General features: G+C 70.6%; 20 protein-coding genes. 14 read left to right on the plus strand and 6 right to left on the minus strand.

Going from position 1 to position 19,163, the window contains the following annotated elements; all coding sequences use genetic code 11:
* The first annotated feature begins 12 nt into the window (after positions 1–12).
* The 9 genes from AB0B35_RS28590 (at position 13) to AB0B35_RS28630 (ending at position 9,355) form a co-directional block, all read left to right on the plus strand.
* Positions 13–885: a universal stress protein gene (locus tag AB0B35_RS28590; protein ID WP_361050875.1), complete on the plus strand. Its 873-nt coding sequence runs from the start codon at positions 13–15 to the stop codon at positions 883–885.
* Between the two features lie 141 nt (positions 886–1,026).
* The gene (locus AB0B35_RS28595) at positions 1,027–2,013 is read left to right on the plus strand and encodes a nitroreductase (RefSeq protein ID WP_361050878.1); all 987 of its coding nucleotides are present in this window, start codon (positions 1,027–1,029) and stop codon (positions 2,011–2,013) included.
* Positions 2,014–2,408: 395 nt separating this feature from the next.
* Positions 2,409–3,413, plus strand: coding sequence for a nitroreductase (locus AB0B35_RS28600; RefSeq protein ID WP_360532153.1), 1,005 nt, complete (start codon positions 2,409–2,411; stop codon positions 3,411–3,413).
* A gap of 37 nt (positions 3,414–3,450) precedes the next feature.
* Positions 3,451–4,092, plus strand: a complete 642-nt coding sequence (locus tag AB0B35_RS28605) for a response regulator transcription factor (protein WP_361050880.1) — start codon at positions 3,451–3,453, stop codon at positions 4,090–4,092.
* 203 nt (positions 4,093–4,295) lie between these two features.
* Positions 4,296–5,483, plus strand: coding sequence for an ABC transporter ATP-binding protein (locus AB0B35_RS28610; protein ID WP_361050883.1), 1,188 nt, complete (start codon positions 4,296–4,298; stop codon positions 5,481–5,483).
* Between the two features lie 186 nt (positions 5,484–5,669).
* Positions 5,670–6,680 carry a zinc-dependent alcohol dehydrogenase gene (locus tag AB0B35_RS28615; protein WP_361050886.1) on the plus strand — a complete coding sequence of 337 codons (1,011 nt, stop codon included), beginning with the start codon at positions 5,670–5,672 and terminating at the stop codon, positions 6,678–6,680.
* Between the two features lie 145 nt (positions 6,681–6,825).
* On the plus strand, positions 6,826–7,797 hold the full coding sequence (locus AB0B35_RS28620) for a nitroreductase (protein ID WP_361050889.1): 972 nt from the start codon (positions 6,826–6,828) through the stop codon (positions 7,795–7,797).
* Positions 7,798–8,140: 343 nt separating this feature from the next.
* The gene (locus AB0B35_RS28625; protein WP_361050892.1) at positions 8,141–8,785 is read left to right on the plus strand and encodes a hypothetical protein; all 645 of its coding nucleotides are present in this window, start codon (positions 8,141–8,143) and stop codon (positions 8,783–8,785) included.
* A gap of 369 nt (positions 8,786–9,154) precedes the next feature.
* On the plus strand, positions 9,155–9,355 hold the full coding sequence (locus AB0B35_RS28630) for a hypothetical protein (protein ID WP_361050895.1): 201 nt from the start codon (positions 9,155–9,157) through the stop codon (positions 9,353–9,355).
* On the opposite strand, the gene AB0B35_RS28635 is transcribed toward AB0B35_RS28630, so the two are convergent.
* The 3 genes from AB0B35_RS28635 to AB0B35_RS28645 all read right to left on the minus strand — a co-directional run bounded on the left by AB0B35_RS28635 (position 9,352) and on the right by AB0B35_RS28645 (position 11,731).
* Complete coding sequence (locus AB0B35_RS28635; protein ID WP_361050898.1) at positions 9,352–10,833, minus strand: multicopper oxidase family protein; 1,482 nt, start codon at positions 10,831–10,833, stop codon at positions 9,352–9,354. The two genes, AB0B35_RS28630 and AB0B35_RS28635, sit on opposite strands and share 4 nt — an antisense overlap.
* Positions 10,830–11,066 carry an SHOCT domain-containing protein gene (locus tag AB0B35_RS28640; protein ID WP_361050901.1) on the minus strand — a complete coding sequence of 79 codons (237 nt, stop codon included), beginning with the start codon at positions 11,064–11,066 and terminating at the stop codon, positions 10,830–10,832. The genes AB0B35_RS28635 and AB0B35_RS28640 overlap by 4 nt, the downstream gene beginning before the upstream one ends.
* Positions 11,067–11,389: 323 nt before the next feature.
* Positions 11,390–11,731, minus strand: coding sequence for a metalloregulator ArsR/SmtB family transcription factor (locus AB0B35_RS28645; protein ID WP_361050904.1), 342 nt, complete (start codon positions 11,729–11,731; stop codon positions 11,390–11,392).
* A gap of 189 nt (positions 11,732–11,920) precedes the next feature.
* Between AB0B35_RS28645 and AB0B35_RS28650 the strand changes: the two genes are divergently transcribed.
* The 3 genes from AB0B35_RS28650 (at position 11,921) to AB0B35_RS28660 (ending at position 15,033) form a co-directional block, all read left to right on the plus strand.
* Positions 11,921–13,738, plus strand: a complete 1,818-nt coding sequence (locus tag AB0B35_RS28650; protein ID WP_361050907.1) for a phosphoenolpyruvate carboxykinase (GTP) — start codon at positions 11,921–11,923, stop codon at positions 13,736–13,738.
* Between the two features lie 103 nt (positions 13,739–13,841).
* Positions 13,842–14,048: a DUF2795 domain-containing protein gene (locus tag AB0B35_RS28655; RefSeq protein ID WP_361050910.1), complete on the plus strand. Its 207-nt coding sequence runs from the start codon at positions 13,842–13,844 to the stop codon at positions 14,046–14,048.
* 64 nt (positions 14,049–14,112) lie between these two features.
* Complete coding sequence (locus tag AB0B35_RS28660) at positions 14,113–15,033, plus strand: sigma 54 modulation/S30EA ribosomal C-terminal domain-containing protein (RefSeq protein ID WP_361050913.1); 921 nt, start codon at positions 14,113–14,115, stop codon at positions 15,031–15,033.
* Here AB0B35_RS28660 and AB0B35_RS28665 read toward each other — a convergent pair.
* The 3 genes from AB0B35_RS28665 to AB0B35_RS28675 form a co-directional block, all read right to left on the minus strand.
* Positions 14,928–15,251 (minus strand): hypothetical protein, encoded by a 324-nt coding sequence (locus AB0B35_RS28665; protein WP_360537520.1) that lies wholly within the window; start codon positions 15,249–15,251, stop codon positions 14,928–14,930. The genes AB0B35_RS28660 and AB0B35_RS28665 overlap by 106 nt on opposite strands.
* A 6-nt stretch (positions 15,252–15,257) precedes the next feature.
* Positions 15,258–16,883: a SulP family inorganic anion transporter gene (locus AB0B35_RS28670; protein WP_361050996.1), complete on the minus strand. Its 1,626-nt coding sequence runs from the start codon at positions 16,881–16,883 to the stop codon at positions 15,258–15,260.
* Between the two features lie 77 nt (positions 16,884–16,960).
* Positions 16,961–17,308 (minus strand): metalloregulator ArsR/SmtB family transcription factor, encoded by a 348-nt coding sequence (locus tag AB0B35_RS28675; RefSeq protein WP_361050916.1) that lies wholly within the window; start codon positions 17,306–17,308, stop codon positions 16,961–16,963.
* A gap of 151 nt (positions 17,309–17,459) precedes the next feature.
* On the opposite strand from AB0B35_RS28675, the gene AB0B35_RS28680 reads away from it, so the two are divergent.
* Together AB0B35_RS28680 and AB0B35_RS28685 are read left to right on the plus strand one after the other, a co-directional pair.
* Positions 17,460–17,750, plus strand: coding sequence for a hypothetical protein (locus tag AB0B35_RS28680; protein WP_360537516.1), 291 nt, complete (start codon positions 17,460–17,462; stop codon positions 17,748–17,750).
* A gap of 87 nt (positions 17,751–17,837) precedes the next feature.
* Complete coding sequence (locus tag AB0B35_RS28685; protein WP_361050919.1) at positions 17,838–18,503, plus strand: carbonic anhydrase; 666 nt, start codon at positions 17,838–17,840, stop codon at positions 18,501–18,503.
* Positions 18,504–19,163 lie beyond the last annotated feature (660 nt).

A 19,163-nucleotide genomic window follows, 5' to 3' on the forward strand; every position in this document is an offset into this window, starting at 1 on the left:
AGGTGGCACATCATGTCCACGGACGTCACGGGGCGGGTGCTGGTCGGGGTCGACGATCTGACCGGCACCGCCCCGGCCGTCGAGGCCGCACTGCGCGAGGCCCGACGCGTCGGCGCCGGGCTGAGCCTCGTGCACGCGTTCGCCAGCCCGCCGGCGTTCGGGCCCAGCCTGTGGCTGGACGCCTACGCCGCGGCCTTGCCCGAAGCGCGGGACCTGCTCGAACGGCAGGCCGCCCGGCTCCGCGCCGCGCACGACGGCCTGGACGTCGACACCCACGTCGTCGTCGGCCGTCCCGCACCTGTGCTCATCGACGCCTCCCGCACCGCGCGGCTGACCGTGGTCGGCTGCCGCGGCGTCGGTGGGTTCGCCGAGCTGCTGCTGGGCTCGGTCAGCGCCCAGGTCGCCGCACACGCGCACAGCCCCGTGCTCGTCATCCGCCCACCCGGGCACGAGCAGCCCCCAGGCGACGCCCCGGTCCTGGTCGGCGTCGACGCCGCGCCGGCCTGCGCCGAGGTTGTCCAGGCGGCGTTCGAGCACGCCCACGCGCGCGGCGTCGAGCTGGTGGCAGTGCACTGCTGGGCCTCGATGGATGCACCTGGCGGTGACGCGTGCGGCGAGCATGACCGGTCGGCGCCGGAGGCCGCGGCTCAGCTGCTGCTCGATGACGCGTTGGCCGCGGCGCGGCACCGCTACCCCCAGGTGCGGGTGGTCCGGCGGCTGATCCGCACCGGTGCGACGGGCTCCGCGCTGGTTCGCGAGTCTGCCGAGGCCGGAGTCGTCGTGGTCGGCAGCCGGGGGCATGCCGGCGCCGCGGGCGTGCTGCTGAACTCGGTCAGTCAGGCGCTGTTGCACCACGCCCACTGCCCGGTGGCCGTCATCCGCTGACTGCGCTGGACGTGGTCGACGCGCCGGGTACTACAACGTCCGCCTGCATGATCGACCCCTGTCGTCGGCGGTGAGGTCCCGCGATATCAGGACCAATGGCACTGAACAGGTGTTCCTTCAGAGGCGACAGTGGAGGGCATGATGACGCGAGCAGCCCTGCGGACAGCCCTGCCGGCGGCGGTGCGCGCCGCCGTGCGGGCGCCGTCGGTGCACAACACCCAGCCGTGGCGGTTCCGTCTCGGCATCGACAACATCGACGTCTACGCCGACCCGGACCGGCAGCTGCCCGTCGCCGATCCCGACGGGCGGGCGCTGCGCCTGTCATGCGGTGCAGCCGTCTTCAACGCCCGCGTCGCTCTGGCGCATCTGGGCTGGGCGAGCGAGACGGTCCTGCAACCGGATGCCGCCGATGCGCTGCACGTGGCCCGGATCCACGTGACCGGCCCGCATTCCGCCACACCCGGCGATGAGGAACTCCACGCCGCGATCGAGCGCAGACACAGCAACCGCGGCCCGTTCATGGACACTGCCATCCCGCTGACCGTGCGGGCCAGGCTGGTCGACGCGGCGCGCGTCGAGCAGTGCTGGCTCGATCTGATCGTGGGACCGGTCGCGCAGGACATGGTCGCCGAGCTCGTCCACGCCGCCGACCAGCTGCTACTGGCCACTCCCGGCTACCAGGCAGAACTCGCCTCCTGGATTCGCGACCAGCCGAGCCCGGACGGGGTGCCGCGCGGTGCCGGCGGGCCCACGCCCGAACCGCAGGACCTGCTCACCCGCCGCGACTTCGGCGGACCGTCCCGCCCGCCGGGCCGTGACTACGAGACCGACCCGTTCGTCGCAGTCCTCGGCGCGTACGGTGACACGCCCTTCGACGATCTGCAGGCCGGTCAGGGCCTGCAGCGGGTCCTGCTGACCGCCACCGCCAACGGCCTGGCCACCTCGCTGATGTCGCAGCCCGTCGAGGTGCCTGCGATCCGCGAGCAACTGCGCCTCGGTCTGCACCGCGGCGCGGCGCCGCAGATCCTGCTGCGCGCCGGCTATGCCGTCGCGGCCGGCACGACACCGCGCCGGCCGGTGGCCGACGTGCTGGCTGTGCCGACGGTCCCGCAAAGCACGCGACGTTAGTCCCGCGGGAACGGTTCCGCCCGCACTGCGGCCGGCCGGCTGTTCACGCTCGGCCTGGCCGGCATCGGCGTCGCGCTGATCATCGGCGTCGGCATCCGCGCCGCCGTGCTCACCGTCCTGGCACTGACCAACGCCGGAGACACACCGGGCACGGGGCGGCTGTGGGCACGCACCGCGCTGGTCCGCCACAACGGGTTCCTGCGCTGAGCAAGGTTGCCCGCAGGCGCGCCACAGCGCCAGGGGCCGCGCCTGCGGCGTTCGCCGGAGATCCCGCATCCGTCCCGCCGGCAGGTCGTTGGCAGGGTCGAAAGTCCCGGCCGGAAGGACCCTTCGCTCCTAGCCCCGACCCAGGCGCACAGCGTGCACTGGACGAGACGACTTCTGGGAGGCAGACGATGACCACGCCCACTGGCGAGCACCGCCGTCCCGCGGCGGCGGCCTACGCCGAGGCCGCTGACGCGGCGCGGCGCGCGCCCTCGATCCACAACACCCAGCCCTGGCACTGGCAGATCCACCCCGACCGGCTCGACCTGTACGCCGACACCACCCGCGCGCTGCCCGGCACCGATCCCGGTGAGCGGATGCTACTGCTCAGCTGCGGGGCGGCCCTGCACCACGCCCAGGCCGCCCTGCACGCCGAGGGCTACGACGTCGCCGTGCGGCCACTGCCCGACCCGGCCCGGCCGGAGCATCTGGCGACCGTCACCGTCACGGGCGACATTCCCGTGACCGCTCACGCAATGCGGCTTGTGCAGGCCCTGCAGCTGCGACACACCGACCGGCGACCCACCGTCGACGTCCCGGTCACCGCCGAGCAAGTCGAGGAACTGCGCCGGATCGCCGACGCTGTCGGCGTCCACCTGCACCGACTGACCCCGGACCAGGTCACCGACCTCGTCGTCGCGGTCTCGCACGCCGAGGACGCCGCCGCGGCCGAACCCGCCGTCCTGGCCGAGACGCACCGCTGGACCGGCCCCGGACGTCCGGCCGGAACCGGACTACCGCCCGAGGTCATCCCGGACCGGCGACCCGAGACCGATGTCGGCGAGCGCGACTTCGGCACCCGCGGCACCCTCCCGGTCGGCGGCGGCCACGACAAGGCCTCGACCTACGTCGTGCTGTTCGGCAGCGAGGACGACCGCGCCGCGTGGCTGCGTGCCGGGCAGGCCCTCTCGGCGGTGTGGCTGCACGCCACCATGCAAGGTCTGGCCGTGCTGCCCTTCAGCCAGGTCATCGAGATCGACGGCACCCGCGCCATGATGCGCCGCATCCTGTCCAACCTCGCGTATCCCTACCTCGTGCTGCGTCTGGGTGTCGCCGACCCTGAGCACGCCCTGCCGGGACACACGCCACGGCTGCCGTTCGACGCCACCGCCACCATCGACCAGACCGACCAGTGACCCGCGCGAGCACCAGCGGCCGGAACAGGAATCCGCCATGATCCGAGTCTTCGTCCTCGACGACCACGAAGTGGTCCGCCGCGGGCTCATCGAACTTCTGCAGCAGCCCGGCGACATCGAAGTCGTCGGCGAGTCCGGGTCGGCCGTCGAGGCCGCCCGGCTGATTCCCGCGATGCGCCCCGACGTCGCGATCCTCGACGCCCGGCTGCCCGACGGCAACGGCATCGACGTCTGCCGCGACATCCGCTCGACAGATCCCAGCATCCAGGGGCTGATCCTGACGTCCTACGAGGACGACGAGGCCCTGTTCGCCGCGATCATGGCTGGGGCCGCCGGATATGTCCTCAAGCAGATCCGCGGCACCGACCTGCTCGACGCCGTGCGCCGCGTCGCCGCCGGGCAGTCGCTGCTCGACCCTGCCGTCACCGCGCAGGTCCTGCAACGCATCCGCCGTGGCGTGCGCACTCCGCCGGAGCTGGCACAGCTCACCGAGCAGGAGCGGCGCATCCTCGGCCACATCGCCGACGGTCTGACCAACCACGAGATCGCCGACAAGATGTTCCTGGCCGAAAAGACGATCAAGAACTATGTCACCAGCATCCTGGCCAAACTGGGCCTGGAACGTCGTACCCAAGCCGCGGTCCTGGCTGTGCGGGTGCTCGGCGGCCCACGGCTCTGAACACCTGGAAGCGGTCACTCAACAGCGCGCCCCACCCGAGCGCAGCCTCCTGACCACCGTCCGGCAACGGTCGACATGGGCACAAGGACGCACCGACAGGTGACCTACGGCCCTGCCCCGCACCGTCAGGGCAGGACCAATGTGGCATTGCACCCTCCACCCCACGCCGCCACATGCGGCACCGAACAGAGAGGTGACACCCCATGGCCACCGTCGTCATCGACCGGCTCAGCAAGACGTTTCCCAACGCGACCCGCCCCGTGCTGGACGAGGTCAGCCTCACCGTCGGCGACGGCGAGTTCCTGGTCCTCGTCGGCCCGTCGGGCTGTGGAAAATCCACCCTGCTGCGCCTGATCGCCGGGCTCGAAGACCCCGACTGCGGCGCCATCGCCATCGACGGAACCGACGTGACGCACCTGCCACCGAAGGTCCGTGACATCGCGATGGTGTTCCAGAGCTACGCCCTGTACCCGCACATGACCGTCGCCGAGAACCTCGGGTTCAGCCTGCGCATGTCCCACACCCCCCGTGAGCAGGCAGCCGTGCAAGTCGAACGGGTCGCCCACGTCCTGGCGCTGGAGACCCTGCTGGACCGCAAACCCGCGGCCCTGTCGGGCGGGCAGCGTCAGCGTGTGGCGATGGGCCGCGCCATGGTCCGCCACCCCAAGGTCCTTCTGATGGACGAGCCGCTGTCAAACCTCGACGCGAAGCTGCGGGTGGCCATGCGCGGCGAGCTGATGCGCCTGCACCAGCACGACGCCACCACCACCCTGTACGTCACCCACGACCAGGTCGAGGCCATGACGCTGGGCGACCGCATCGCGGTGCTCCACGACGGGCGCATCCAGCAGGTCGGCACCCCGCAGGAGCTCTACCACCACCCGGTCAACGTGTTCGTCGCCGGTTTCATCGGCTCTCCCGCCATGAACCTCGCTCTGGGCCGGGTCGACCCGGGTGCTGACGGACCTGTCCTGGCTCTCGGCCCGCACCGCTGGCCGGTTCCTGCCACGCTGCTGGACAGGCTCGCCGGGCTGAACACCGAAGCCGGGCACGACGTCGTCGTCGGTCTGCGGCCGAGCGCCCTGGGACCCGCCGGGCGCACCCCCGGCCAGGCTGATGTCACGGTGGCCGCGATCACGGTCGAGGCCCTCGGCGACGAGACCAACGTGCTGTTCCTGCCGCCGTTCCCGGTGCCCGAAGTGATCCGTGCCGCCACCGGCCCGGCCGACACCGAACTCACCGCCATGTGGACCGCCCGCCTGGAGCCCGATGTCGCCGTCACCGCCGGCGACGACCTCACCCTCACCCTTGACCTGGCGCAGGCCTACCTGTTCGACGCCGCCACCGGCATGGCCCTGCGCCCGGCCGAAGCCGTCGTCGCAGCCGCGTGACCGTCAGCCGCAACACGCCCGGCAGTGCCGCCCAGCAGGCGGACCTGCCGGGCGCAGCCGTGTCTTCCGTGACCGTGATCGGGACGAACGTCCCGCTGAACAGGTCCACGGTCTCGTGACCAGGACCTTACGGCGGACGAGGCTCAAAGGTGAAGCCACCGAGAGGTGATGAGGAAAGGAGCTGTCATGCGCGCCTGCGTGGTCACCGACTTCGCCGCCCCGCTGACCGTCGGCGAGGTGCCCATCCCCCAGCCCGGCCCCGACCAGGTCCTGGTCCGGGTGGAGGCCAGCGGGTTGTGCCACACCGACATCCACGCCGCCCGCGGCGACTGGCCCGTCAAGCCGTCGCTGCCGTTCATCCCCGGCCACGAGGGCGTCGGCATCGTCGAACGCCTCGGACGCGGCGTCACCGAGGTCGCCGTCGGCGACCGCGTCGCCATGCCGTGGCTGGGCTACAGCTGCGGCACCTGCGAGTACTGCGTCAGCGGACGCGAGACGCTGTGCGAGTCGCAGCGCAACACCGGCTACGGCATCGACGGCGGGCATGCCGAGTTCGCCGTCGCGCACGCCCGCCACGTCGTGAAGGTCCCTGAAGGCGTCAGCCCGTTCGACGCCGCCCCGCTGACCTGCGCCGGCGTCACCACCTACAAGGCGATCAAAGTCGCCGGCGTGCGCCCCACCGAACGGGTCGCGATCTTCGGCATCGGCGGGCTGGGCCACCTGGCTCAGCAGTACGCGCAGATCTTCGGCGGCGACGCCATCGCCATCGACGTCACCGAGGAGAAGCTCGCCCTGGCCCGCAAACTCGGCGCCGCGCACACTATCAACGCCGCGCACACCGACCCCGTCGCCGCGATCCATGCCTTGGGCGGCGCCGACGTCGCCGTCGTGCTCGCCGCCAGCCCCACCGTCCTCGAGCAGGCCCACGCCAGCCTGCGCCGCGGCGGCCGCCTCGTGCTGGTGTCGCTGCCCAAGGACAACATCATGCGGCTGCCGGTGTTCGAGACCGTCCTCGGCGGACTGACGATCATCGGATCCATCGTCGGCACCCGAGCCGACCTCGCCGAGGTGTTCGCCCTGCACGCCGCCGGACGTACCACCGTGCAGTACGAGATCCGCGACCTCGACGAGATCAACGACGCCGTCGCCGAAGTCCTCGCCTCGACCGTCACCGCGCGGATCGTGTTCCGCCTTTGACACTCCCAGCCCGTGCGGGCCGCCACAGCGCGGCCCGCACGTCTCCTTTGGCCGAACGCAGCAGAAACGCCACCCGGCGGCCCGGCACCGTGGATGATCAGGACGGGCCTTCAGCCGGCCACCGGGGCTAACTCAGGAGATCGTCATGACCACCGCGCTGACCCTGACCGACACCGCGTTCCGCGACGTCGTCGCCGCCGCCGTCCGCGCCCCGTCCCTGCACAACAGCCAGCCATGGCGTTTCCGCAACCAGAGCGGCGCGATCGAGATCCATCTCGACCCCGCCCGGTGCCTGCCGGTCGCCGACCCCACCGGCTGGGCCGCACGTATCGCCTGCGGCGCCGCGACCCTCAACGCCCGCCTTGCGCTGAACGCCATGGGCCTGGCCGCACGGGTGCAACTGCTGCCCGAGCCAAGCAGTCCGCAGGTGCTCGCGCGGCTCACCCCGACGGCGGCGTGGCAGACGACCCCGGCCGAGGAGGCGCTGTTCGCCGCGATCGAGCGACGGTTCAGCAACCGGGAGCCGTTCTATCCCGCCCCGGTCCCCGTCCACGCCCAGGTGCAGATCGCTGAGGCCGCTCGCGCCGAGGGCGCCTGGGCCGACATCCTCAGCGGCCCCGCCTGCGTCGAGGTCATCTCAGAGATCGTCCGCGCAGCCGACGCCGTACTGGCTGCCGACGGTGCCTACCAGGAGGAACTGCACAACTGGACCCGACCTGACCGCGACGACCGCGACGGGGTGCCCGCACCGGCCGGCGGTCCGGCCCGGCAGACCGGCGATCTGCTGCCGCGTCGTGCCTACGGCCACCGTGCAGCCGTTCCCGGCGGCGACTTCGACCCCGACCCGCTCGTCGTCGTGCTGGGCACCGCCGGTGACACTCCGGCCGACCAGCTCCGGGCCGGTATCGCCCTGCAGCGGGTCCTGCTCACCATCACCGACGCCGGCCTGGCCGCCTCGATGCTGTCTCAGCCGATCGAGGACCCCTCCGAACGGGACAGGCTGCGACTCGCGCTGGGCCGCCGCGAGGTTCCGCAGATGGTCCTGCGGGTCGGCTCCGGTCGGGCAGGATTTCCCACACCCCGCCGCGACCTAGCGGAGGTCATCGACGTGCTGTGACCAGTCGTGGCCCGAAACCCGAGGCCCTGACCTTACACAGCGCCAGAACGACACCACCTGGCGACCACGGCCGCACGGGGCAGGCGTCCGCGCAGCAGCCCAGGTCCGTCGCCGCCTTCCTACCTCTGCCGGCGATCTCGCCGCGAAGGCGCCCACCTCCGCCCACGGCGTCGCCGCTTGCGTTGAGCCCGAGCACCGACCCTGCAACGGCACGGTTACAGGCCTCACGGCAGTCCGGCAGCAGGTCATTAGTCCCGAGACGACAGGTCCTCCAACTCTGCTGTGACAGCAGGGGCGCACGGGATTCTTGATGCAGACAACGATCCCCCGAAAGGAGACCATCATGAAGCGCAGAACCCTCGACCTGATGTTCAGCCTCGGCGGCGTGGCCATCGCCGTCCTGCTCGCCATCGCCGGCATCGTGCTGCAAGCCAACGCGAACTTCGCCAACGACTACGTCGGCTCGCAGCTGACCGAGCAGAACATCACCTTCAAGACCCTCGACACCCTCACCCCCGAGGAGCGCCAGCAGCCCGGCCTGGTCGAGTACGCCGGCCAGAAGCTCACCACCGGCAAGCAGGCCGAGGTCTACGCCCTGCAGTTCATCGGCCTGCACCTGAAGAACACCGCCGACGGCAAGACCTACGCCGACCTCGGCGTGCCGCAGAGCCAGCTCCGGGCCCAGGTCGCCGAGGCGACCAAGAACAACGACCCGAACCTGGCCGACCTGCAGCAGCAGCTGGCCGAGGTCACCGCCCAGCGCGAGACCATGTTCAAGGGCGAGACCCTGCGCGGGCTGCTGCTGACGACCTACGGGTTCAGCGAGTTCGGCGTCAAGGCCGGCCAGGCCGCGCTGGTGGCCTACCTGGCGGCGCTGGTGATGTTCCTGCTGTCGGTCGCCGGGTTCTTCCACGCCTGGATCACGCCCCGCACGCAGCCGTTCGCGCCGATCGAGGCGGTCCCTGACCGGGAGCAGATCAACGCCTGACAGTTCCACCTCGTGGGGCGGCCCGCCGGACGGCGTACCGCCCCACGAACGCGTGTACGCCCAGCAGTTTCGACCGCCAGGTCGGCCAGGGACCGTCCGCCGGGTCGTATCACCGAACCCGCAATGCGCCGCCGGTGACGGACAGCATCACACCGGCCAGACAGCCCTCGGCCGGGGAGAACACGAATGCTGCGGCCGGACGGACTCGTGATGCCTCTACGGCCCGACACCGGTCAGGCATGGTCAGACCGCTGACCTCTGGACCGAGATGCCGGCGTCGAGCTCGATCGAAGTCCGAGCAGGCCGCTCGGCCCGATGCGACACTGTCGGTGACGCATCGACCATGCCGACATCCGATCGCGGGCGGTCATGAACGCTGCAGGGCACGACGGATTCCAGGCAACCGAGGCGCTCGGCACAGCCGCGTGGCACGCCAGCTCGGGAGTGCCGGTCGCCGCGCCAGAAGAGCTGGTTGACACAGTACTCGCGGCCATGCGGGGACAGGTCTACGACAGTGCCACCGTCGTGGCGGTGTGCCGAACCGACATCCTCGTCGGCCTGGCCACCTAGCCGCGGACGTTGACGGTGCCCATCATGCCAAGATCTTCATGGTCGAGGATGTGGCAGTGGTAGACGCTGCGTCCCGTGTGACCGGTGAACGGGATGCGCAGGCCGACCCGGCCGTGTGCCGGCACGAGGACCACGTCCTGCAATGTCGTGGCCGGCGGCGTCAACGCGCTCGCATCCACCACGTGGAAGGGCCAACCGTGCAGGTGGAACGGATGATCCATCGGACTGGTGTTGAGCACTGTCCACTCCTCGGTCGTGCCGGGCGTGACGATCTGGTCATCGCGGCCCGGATCGAAGGTTCGCCCGTCGATCGTGAACCCCATACCCATGCCCATCCGCATCCCGGTGCCCATCCCCATGGCAAGGGTGAGCTGGCGCTGTCCGGTCACCCGGCCCTGTGGCTCGGTCGGCGCGGGCAATGCCGTGGGCAGCGGCGGCGGGGCGCCGGTCGAGCCGGTGACGATCAAGGTTGCGAGGGTGACCGGACCGCGTGGGCCGCCCGTGATGCCCCTGCCGCCCATCATGGTGGCATTGCCGCGATCATAGGGTGCGGCCAGCAGTGCGTACCGGCCGCTGGTCGTAGGGCGTACGATCACATCAACGCGGTTCCCGGGGGCGAGGACCACCTGGTCGCGGTCGACGGGCGCGGCAAGGAACCTGCCGTCGAGAGCGATCTGGGTGAGTCGGTGTCCGTCCAAGCGCAGGGCCAGCACCCGCGATACGCAAGCGTTGATCACCCGCCACCGCTCGGCGCTGCCAGCAGAGGCCGTCACGACCGGCTCGTGCTGACCGTTGACCAGTACCAGCTCCCCTTCTCGGCCCTGCATCCTGGCCATGGCATCGGCCGGCACGACGTGGCCGCCGGCGTCCAGCGTGGTGTCGGTGACCAGCAGCACCCGGTCGCCGGTGACAGGTAGGTCGAGGTCGCCCTCGACCAGGAGCGCGCCGGCGAGTCCGGCGAAGATCTGGTCGGCGACGGTCCCGTGATGGTGCGGGTGGTACCAGAACGTGCCGGAAGGATGATCGGGCGGGATCCGGATCTCGTAGTCGAACCCCGCCCCGGGCTCGGTGGCGATGAACGGGTTGTCGCCGTTGGCCTGCGGCGACACCTTCAGGCCATGAGTGTGCAGGTTCGTCGGCTGCCCGAGCTGGTTGAGGAGCTGCACTCGCAGCAGGTCACCTGGCCGTACGCGTAAAGTCGGTCCGGGCGAGGTCCCGTTGTACCCCCACGCCGAGGTGTCGAGGCCCGCCAGCCGCACCCCCTCGGCGGCGGCCAGACGCAGACTCAGGACTCCGTCCCGGCTGGCCACCACCTCGGGCTGGCGCAGCGGCTCACCGGTGTCCGCCGGTGACAGGCGGCTGCCTCGCAAAGGTAGTGCGGCGTTGACCAACCAGCCGGTCATCCCTGCCACGACACTCGCCGCACCCAAGCCGGCCAGGCCGAGAGCCCGGCGGCGGCTGATCGGCCGCACGGTCATGGCAACTCGCCCTTGCGGCGCCGGTACTCCTCTTCGTCGATCTCGCCTCGGGCGTAGCGCTCATCGAGGATGGTCCGGGCCGGTGGGCGGTCCGGATGGGGAGTGGTCACCGCACCGCCGGGCCGGTACTGCGTGACCACCAGCGCCAGAAAGCCCAGCACCAACAAGCCGAACACGATCATGGCTGGCCAGATCCACATCCAGCCCATCGCATCGCCCATCACCGTCGACACCCCTCTCGCGGTGGCGAGGCCGGCGCAAACGCTGAGACCGAACCGTGCCGGCCAGGCACTCTCCACGCTACGTACTCAATCGGGCTCCCCACCCGTGCCATAGGTCCCGGCTACCGTGCCAGATGGCCCGTAACGGATTCCGGCCGACGGCATGGCCGTCTTGGTTCCGACGCGCCGCCGTGCAGCCGCCGGTAGTCCTGCGGTGTTCAGGCAGCCGGGCAGGCGAGAGTGGGTCGGATGTGTCAGCCAGGCACGAGAGATGGGAAGCCAGCCTGACACGCCCGCCCCGACCAGGGGTGGCGCGAAACAGTGCGCCGCGTGGCCTAGCGGACGCCGGCCTGCGCGGCACGCAGATCGTCGAGCAGCTCGACCTGGTTGGCCAGCACCTCGGTGAGGATCCGGCGGGCGACGGCGAGCAGCTCGGCCACCTGCGGGCTGACCAGGGAGTAGTAGACGGTCGAGCCTTCCTTGCGGGTCACGACCAGGTTCATCTTGCGCAGGACGGCCAACTGCTGGGAAAGGTGGGCGGACTCCAGGCCGACCTCCGGCAGCATCTCCCCCACCGCATGCTCCCGCTCGGAGAGCAGTTCGAGGACGCGGATGCGGGCGGGGTGCGCGAGCGCTTTGAAGAATTCCGCCTTGGCCTGATACAGCGGTTTGCTCACCGGTCCACCCCCTTCGTTGCAGCAAACCGTACCCGCCCGGGCAGTTGGTGGGCTGCTGGGCCGGTCGGCTGGTGGTCGTGTGACATTTTCGCGCCACGGAACCAGACTACACGACATAGCGAGTTGCTAAAGTAAGCAACTAATTGAGGGCTGCGGCACGGCGCTCTCACGCAGAAAGGCAGAAGATCGATGACTGTGGCAACGACGGCCGGCCGGTCCCCTGCCCCGACGACCCATCCGCGGCTGCTGGCATGGGTGGCCGAGGTGGCCGCGCTGACCACCCCGGCGCAGGTGGTGTGGTGCGACGGCTCCGACGACGAGTGGAAGCACTTGACCGAACAGCTCGTCGCCGCCGGCACCCTCGTTCGGCTCAACCCCGCATTCAAGCCGAACTCGTTCTGGGCCCGCACCGACCCTTCGGACGTCGCCCGGGTCGAGGAACGCACCTTCATCTGCTCCGTCGATCCCGACGATGCCGGGCCGACCAACAACTGGCTGGCCCCGGCCGAGATGAAACAGCTCATGACCGGCCTGTACCGCGGCTGCATGGCCGGGCGGACCATGTACGTGATCCCGTTCTGCATGGGCCCCCTGGATGCCGAGGACCCGAAGTTCGGCGTGGAGATCACCGACTCGGCATACGTCGCGGCAAGCATGAAGATCATGACCCGGATGGGCGCCCCCGTCCTGGAGGTCATGGGCGACGACGCCGAGTTCGTGCCCGCGCTGCACTCGGTCGGCGCCCCACTCGCGCCCGGGCAGGCCGACGTGATGTGGCCGTGCAACGACACCAAGTACATCGCGCATTTCCCCGAGACCCGCGAGATCTGGTCGTACGGCTCCGGCTACGGCGGCAACTCGCTGCTGGGCAAGAAGTGCTACAGCCTGCGCATCGCGTCTGTGATGGCACGCGATGAGGGCTGGCTGGCCGAGCACATGCTCATCCTCAAGCTCACCTCCCCGCAGCAGAAGGTCCATTACGTCGCAGCGGCGTTCCCGTCCGCGTGCGGCAAGACCAACCTCGCCATGCTCGAGCCGACCGTCCCCGGCTGGAAGGTCGAGACCCTCGGCGACGACATCGCCTGGATGCGTTTCGGCGACGACGGCCGTCTGTACGCGGTCAATCCGGAGTTCGGGTTCTTCGGCGTCGCGCCCGGCACCGACGACACCACCAACCCCAACGCCATGCGGACCCTGGCGCAGGGCAACTCGCTGTTCACCAACGTCGCGCTGACCGATGACGGCGACGTGTGGTGGGAAGGCATGGGCACCCCGCCGGCACACCTGACCGACTGGCACGGCAACGACTGGACCCTCGACTCCGGCACACCGTCCAGCCATCCGAACTCGCGGTTCTGCACCCCGATCAGCCAGTGCCCGATCCTGGCACCGGAGTACCACGACCCGCGCGGCGTGCCGATCTCGGCGATCCTGTTCGGCGGCCGCCGCAAGACCACCGTCCCGCTGGTCGCCCAGTCACGGGACTGGATCCACGGCGTGTTCATGGGCGCGACCCTGTCCAGCGAGACCACCGCCGCCGCCGTCGGGCAGGTCGGCGTCGTGCGCCGCGACCCGATGGCCATGTTGCCGTTCATCGGCTTCCACGCCGGGGACTACCTCACCCACTGGGTGGATCTCGGCAAGGACGCCGACCCGGACAAGCTGCCGAAGATCTTCCAGGTCAACTGGTTCCGCCGCGGCGACGACGGCCGTTTCCTGTGGCCCGGATACGGCGAGAACTCCCGCGTACTCAAATGGGTTGTCGAACGCCTCGAAGGCACCGCCGACGCCGTCGACACCCCCATCGGCCTCGTCCCGTACCCGGCCGCGATCGACACCGACGGCCTGGACGTCGCCGACGCCGACCTGGCCGCGGCACTGCACGTCGACCCGCTCGAGTGGGCCATGGAAGTCCCGCAGATCGCCGAGTGGTTCAACCAGTTCGGCGAGAAGCTGCCGGGCATTCTGTGGACCGAGTTCGACAGCTTGAAAGAGCGGCTGCGCTGAACCGCACCTCCCCATGATCGTGGCGTGGCCCGTTGAAACCGTCCTCCTTCCCCGAGCGGCGGGCCACGCCACCCTACGAACACCGACACCTGAGGAGAACCCGGTGACCGTCACCCGCACCGAGCTCGCCGACCACATCGAAGCCGCGTTCACCGCCGGGCCCGCCACCCGTGACCGGCTGCTGGCCTTCGCCGCCGGCAGCCATGCCCGGCCCGAGGTCATCGAGGTCATCAAAACCCTGCCGGAGCGCCCCTACCCGGCCATGCGCGACATGTGGACCGACCTCGGCCACCTCCCCATCGGCGACTGACCACGCTTGGTACCAGAACAGGCCGGGCGGCCTGTTCTGGTACCAAGCGGTGAATGGAGGCGGCATGGTTTCCCCGGGCTCCCGGCCCATGCCCCGGCAGGGCGTGCGCGTCGACGTGCACACACGCGGTGAGCTCGATCCCGCTTTCATCAGCATCATCCGCGAGGCAGTCGCGGCCGTGGTCGCCGCGAGCGCCAACGCCGCCGGGCCGGTCCGGCTGCGTTTCACGGCCGGCGACTGCGCGCCCGGACCGACGATCCTGCAGGTCAACCTGCGGGTACGCGGCGAGCCGGCACGGATCCAGCTCGCCGCCCGCACCCCGCAGGCCGCCGCTGTTGCGGCAATCGACCGGCTGGAGCGCCAGATTCGCCGCCTGGGGCTGCGCTTGGACCTGACCGCCTGGCCGCTGCCGTTCCGCCGGAGGCTCGCGCTGCCCGGTGAAGCCGCGATCGCCCGGCTGAAGGCGGTCCGGCTGCAGGTGGCCACCGCTGCGGAGGCGGCGATGCGGCTGTCGGCGATGGACTACGACGCGCACCTGTTCACCGACACCGACACCGGCGATGACGCCGTGATCTACTGCACCGGGTCCGAGCAGTTGCGCCTGGCCCGCCAGCACACGGCTCCGTCGCTGCAGGCCGTTCCGGCGATCCGGGTCGACTCCCGCGCAGCGTTCGTACTCGACGCGGCGCAGGCCGCCCGCCGGCTCGCGGCCACCGCGGTGCCGTTCGTCTTCTACACCGATCGCGACACCGGCCGCGGCAACCTGCTCTACCGCCGCTACGACGGCGACCTCGGATTGATCAGCCCTGCGACGGTCGATGCAGCGTCAGAGCAGACGCGAGCCCTCGATGCACGGGTCGACGCTGCCTTCCCAGCGGGTTACTGCGGGTCGCAGCCGTCACGTGACGAGGCAGTGGGCGTGCTGCTGGAGATCGCGAACAGCCGCACTGCCAGCGCCCGTAGCAGGACCGCCGCCGCGCGGTGATCGCCGCAGTGGTGCATCGCATCGGCGCGGGCCGCGATCGCCGTCATCCGGTGCCCGTCGGCGCCCCACCACCGGTGGCCTGCTGACAGGCGTTCGCTCAACGCCGCGAACTGCTCCGACAGGACTGTCTCGGTGGTGGTGGCCAGCCGCAGCGCGGGCAGCAGGTCCGTCGCGATCGCCAGGTAGGCCTGCCATGCCGCGCGCCTATGCTGCTGCACCGGCCCTCACACTGCCTTCAGCGCCGGGTCGGCGGTGATGACGCCGGTCCGGTGCAGCAGCGAACGGGCGGCCATGATCGCGTCTGGGGTGTGCGCGAACAGGCGGCCCTGGCTGCGAAGCCGGTCCAGCACACCGATCGCGGCCAGCGCGCGCTCGTGCTCCGAGCGCACCCCTGACAGGTAGACGGCGATGCCGCGGTGTTCGAGGCGCTCGATCGCGTCGCGCAGCACACTGGCCCCGGTGCCGTCGATCGCGGAGATCCGCGACATCCGCAGGATGATCACCCGCACGTCGGCGACCTCGGTCAGCTCCAGCAGGAACCGGTGAGCGGCGGCGAAGAACAGTGGACCGTCGAAGCGGTACGCGACGATGTGCTCGGCCAGCAACGCCGCCTCCTCGGCATGATGGTCGGTCACGTCGAGGGGCACCTGCTCCAGCGTCGCCGCGCGGGCGATCTTGCGTACCGCGAGGAACGCGGCCAGGACGAGTCCGATGCCGACCGCGGCGACCAGGTCCAGGGCCAGGGTCGCGGCGGCGGTCAGCACCATGAGCACCGCGTCTGAGCGTGTCGAGCGCGCCAGCGCGAGCAGCGAGCCGACCTCGATCATGCGGATCGCGGTGGCCAGCAGCACCCCGGCGAGTGCCGCCAGGGGGATGTACGCGACCAGCGGCGCGGCGGCGAGCATCATCGCGGCGAGGACGACGGCGTGGGTCAGCGCGGCCAGGCGGGAGCCGGCGCCGGAACGGACGTTGACGGCGGTGCGCGCGATCGCGGCGGTCGCGGGCACCCCGCCGAACAGGGGCGTGACCAGGTTGGCCATGCCCTGGCCGAACAGCTCCCGGTCGGGGTCGTGGCGCTGCCCGACGGTCATGCCGTCGGCGACGGTGGCCGACAGCAGGCTCTCCAGCGCGGCGAGAACGGCGACGGCGATCGCGGAGGTGAGCAGCATCGGCACCGCGGCCGGGTCGAAGAACTCCAGGGACGGCGCGGGTAGCGTCTTGGGCAGCTGCCCGATCCGGGCGACGTCGAGATGTGCGACCGCCGCGGTGATGGTCACGGCGGCGACGGCCAGCAGCGAGAACGGCACGCCTGGCTTCCAGCGGGCGCCCACCAGCATCACCGCCGCCACTCCGAGCGCCAGCATTGCTGCGGTCCACCGCGGATTCGCGGCGAACTCGGTGACCGCCTGCCAGGCGACCGCGGCTACCTTCTCCCCTTCCGGGGCGGGTACGCCGAGAGCGGCAGGCACCTGCTGGAGGAAGATCACGGCCGCGATGCCTGCGGTGAAGCCCTCGACCACCGGGGCAGGCACGTAGCGGACGTAGCGGCCGGCACGCGCCAAGGCCAGAACCACCAACAGCACGCCGGCGATCAGACCGACGGTGAGCACACCGCCCGGCCCGAAGCGGTGCACGATCGGCACCAGCACCACCGTCATCGCGCCGGTCGGGCCCGACACCTGCAGATTCGACCCGCCCAGCAGCGCCGCGAGCGCACCCGCGACGATCGCGGTCGCCAGCCCGGCTGCCGCGCCCAGACCCGACGAGACGCCGAACCCCAGCGCCAGGGGCAGCGCCACGACTGCGACGGTCAGCCCGGCGACCAGGTCACGACGCGGCTGACGGCCCATCGCCGCCCAGTCCGCGGTCCCGGGCAGCAGCGCCGACACGCGCCCCCAGCCTGCGCGGCAGACCGCCGCCACGACGGTCACGGTGCCACCGCCGCAGCCCCGGTGTCGCGCAGCTCCTCCAGCAGTTCACTCTGCCCGGCGATCATCGCGGTCAGGAAACGACGCGCGGCCCCCATCACCTCGGCCACGTCCGGCCCCGACATCGCGTACATCACCGCCGCGCCTTCGCGGTAGGACACGACGATCCCGGCCCGGCGCAGCACGGCCAGCTGCTGCGACAGGCTCGACGGCTCGATCGCCACGTCGGCGAGCAGGTCCCGCACCGCCATCGGCCCGTCGCCGAGCAACTCGAGCACCCGGATGCGCACCGGATGGCCCAAGGTCCGGAAGAACTCCGCCTTGCTCTCGTACAGCGGCACACCCACGTCGCAGCCCCAACCACACGATGAACGGTTACGCAATTGAACACCTTTTCAATTGCTGGCTGTACAGTATGCGCAAGTTGTGTGATTCTTGTCACCACACTGGGTGCTGTCGTGGCATTCGTCAAACGGCCAGAGATTCGTTAGATCCGGCATGGAGAGGCTGTGGAGCCAGCTGCAGCGACCGCTGCTCATCAAGGTCGTCGCCGCGTATGACTGCGGCCGCCTCACCGTCGACCCGTACGCCTGCGCCGCCGACCTGGGCGAGCCTGCTGACCGGATCAAGGCCGCCCTGGCAGCTCTGCAGGTCGCCGGGTTCCTCGAAACCCAGCCTCACCATGGCGGGATGCTGATCACCCGGATCTGCCCGCTGGCTCGGCAGATCATCGGCGCCGATACCACCGCCCCGGCTCCCGACAGCGCGCCCGACGCAGTTCACGAGTGACCCGGCACGCAGCCGCCTACACGGCCGAAGAAGGAACATCGGCAGGCGCACCACACGGCATCACCCACAGCGCAAGGACGAGACATCATGCGCAGACGTGCACTGCTGGCAGCGGGACTGCCGCTGGCGCTGCCCACCCTCTGCTCGCCCAGCCCGGCCCCCTGGAACGCACCACGCACCGCTTCGCGAGCGCTGGCCCGGCTGGCCGAGGGCAACCGCAGGTTCGTCGAGGGCCGAACCCGCCACCCCCACCAGCAGCCCCGTCGGCAGCACCTGCTCGCCTCCGGCCAGCGGCCGTTCGTCATATCGCTCGGCTGCGCAGACTCGCGAGTCGCTCCGGAGATCCTCTTCGACCAGGGACTGGGCGACATGTTCGACAACCGCGTCGCCGGCAACATCGCCGACGACCTCGTCACCGGCAGTATCGAGTACGCACTGGAACACTTTCAGCCATCCCTGATCGTGGTCCTCGGCCACGAACGCTGCGGTGCGGTCGCCGCCGCCGCCGGAGCACTCACCGCCACCGCCGTGCCCGACCACATCAGCATCCTCGTGCAGCATCTTCGCCCGGCCGTGGAAGCGGCCCTCGGCAGGCCAGGCGACCTGGTTGCCAACGCAGTCCGGGCCAACATCGCGCTGCAGATCCGTTACCTGCACCGCAGCCCGGTCATCGGCAGCCGGGCACGGAACGGACAGCTGTACGTCGCAGGCGCCGTCTACGACCTGGACACAGGCGAAGTGAGGTTCGTGTGAGCGATGCGGTGTGGATCAAATCCCCGACCAGGCGCGGTGCGCGGCCCAGCGTCACCGGCGCGGCCAACCGCGTCATGACCTGGGTGGGTCGCGGAACTGTTGAAGGGTCTGCTCAGACAGCATCGTCAAGTCCGAGGTGATCGGCCAGGCTGGTTGCACTGAAGACGTCATGGTTTGACGCTAGGCACGCTGGCGGCGAGCTTTCTGTTTGGCCCACATCAGCCTCTAAAAGATCTCTTACCCGCTTCAGCCGACAGCCGCCGTCGTGGCGGGCGTACGGGCGGGCGGCTACGCGGGAGGGGTGTGTCGGCGCAGCCGGAGCGGCGTTGAAAATGACGATGATGGTGGAGGCGCTCATCAGCAGCGCCGCCCACTGCGGCTGTAGAAGGATCCCGAGGCTCGTGTAGAGCACACCGGCGGCGACTGGGATCGCCAGCAGGTCGAAGAAGCCACCGGTGCGGCCGAGCGCGGTACATACCGCCGACGTCGGCTCGCTGATCGCGGGGTCGCGCGAGGCGGCGATCGCGGCGACCTTCTCGACGATGACCGGACGGCCCTCGGCCAGCTCCAGGTCCAGGTCCTGCCCGACGATAAGCGATCATCTCGTCGGCATTACGTGGGAACCGCGGCGGTGCAGGAGCAAGAGCAGCAGCCGGCGGC

Source organism: Catellatospora sp. NPDC049133 (assembly GCF_040648455.1).
Classification (GTDB): Bacteria; Actinomycetota; Actinomycetes; order Mycobacteriales; family Micromonosporaceae; genus Catellatospora; species Catellatospora aurea.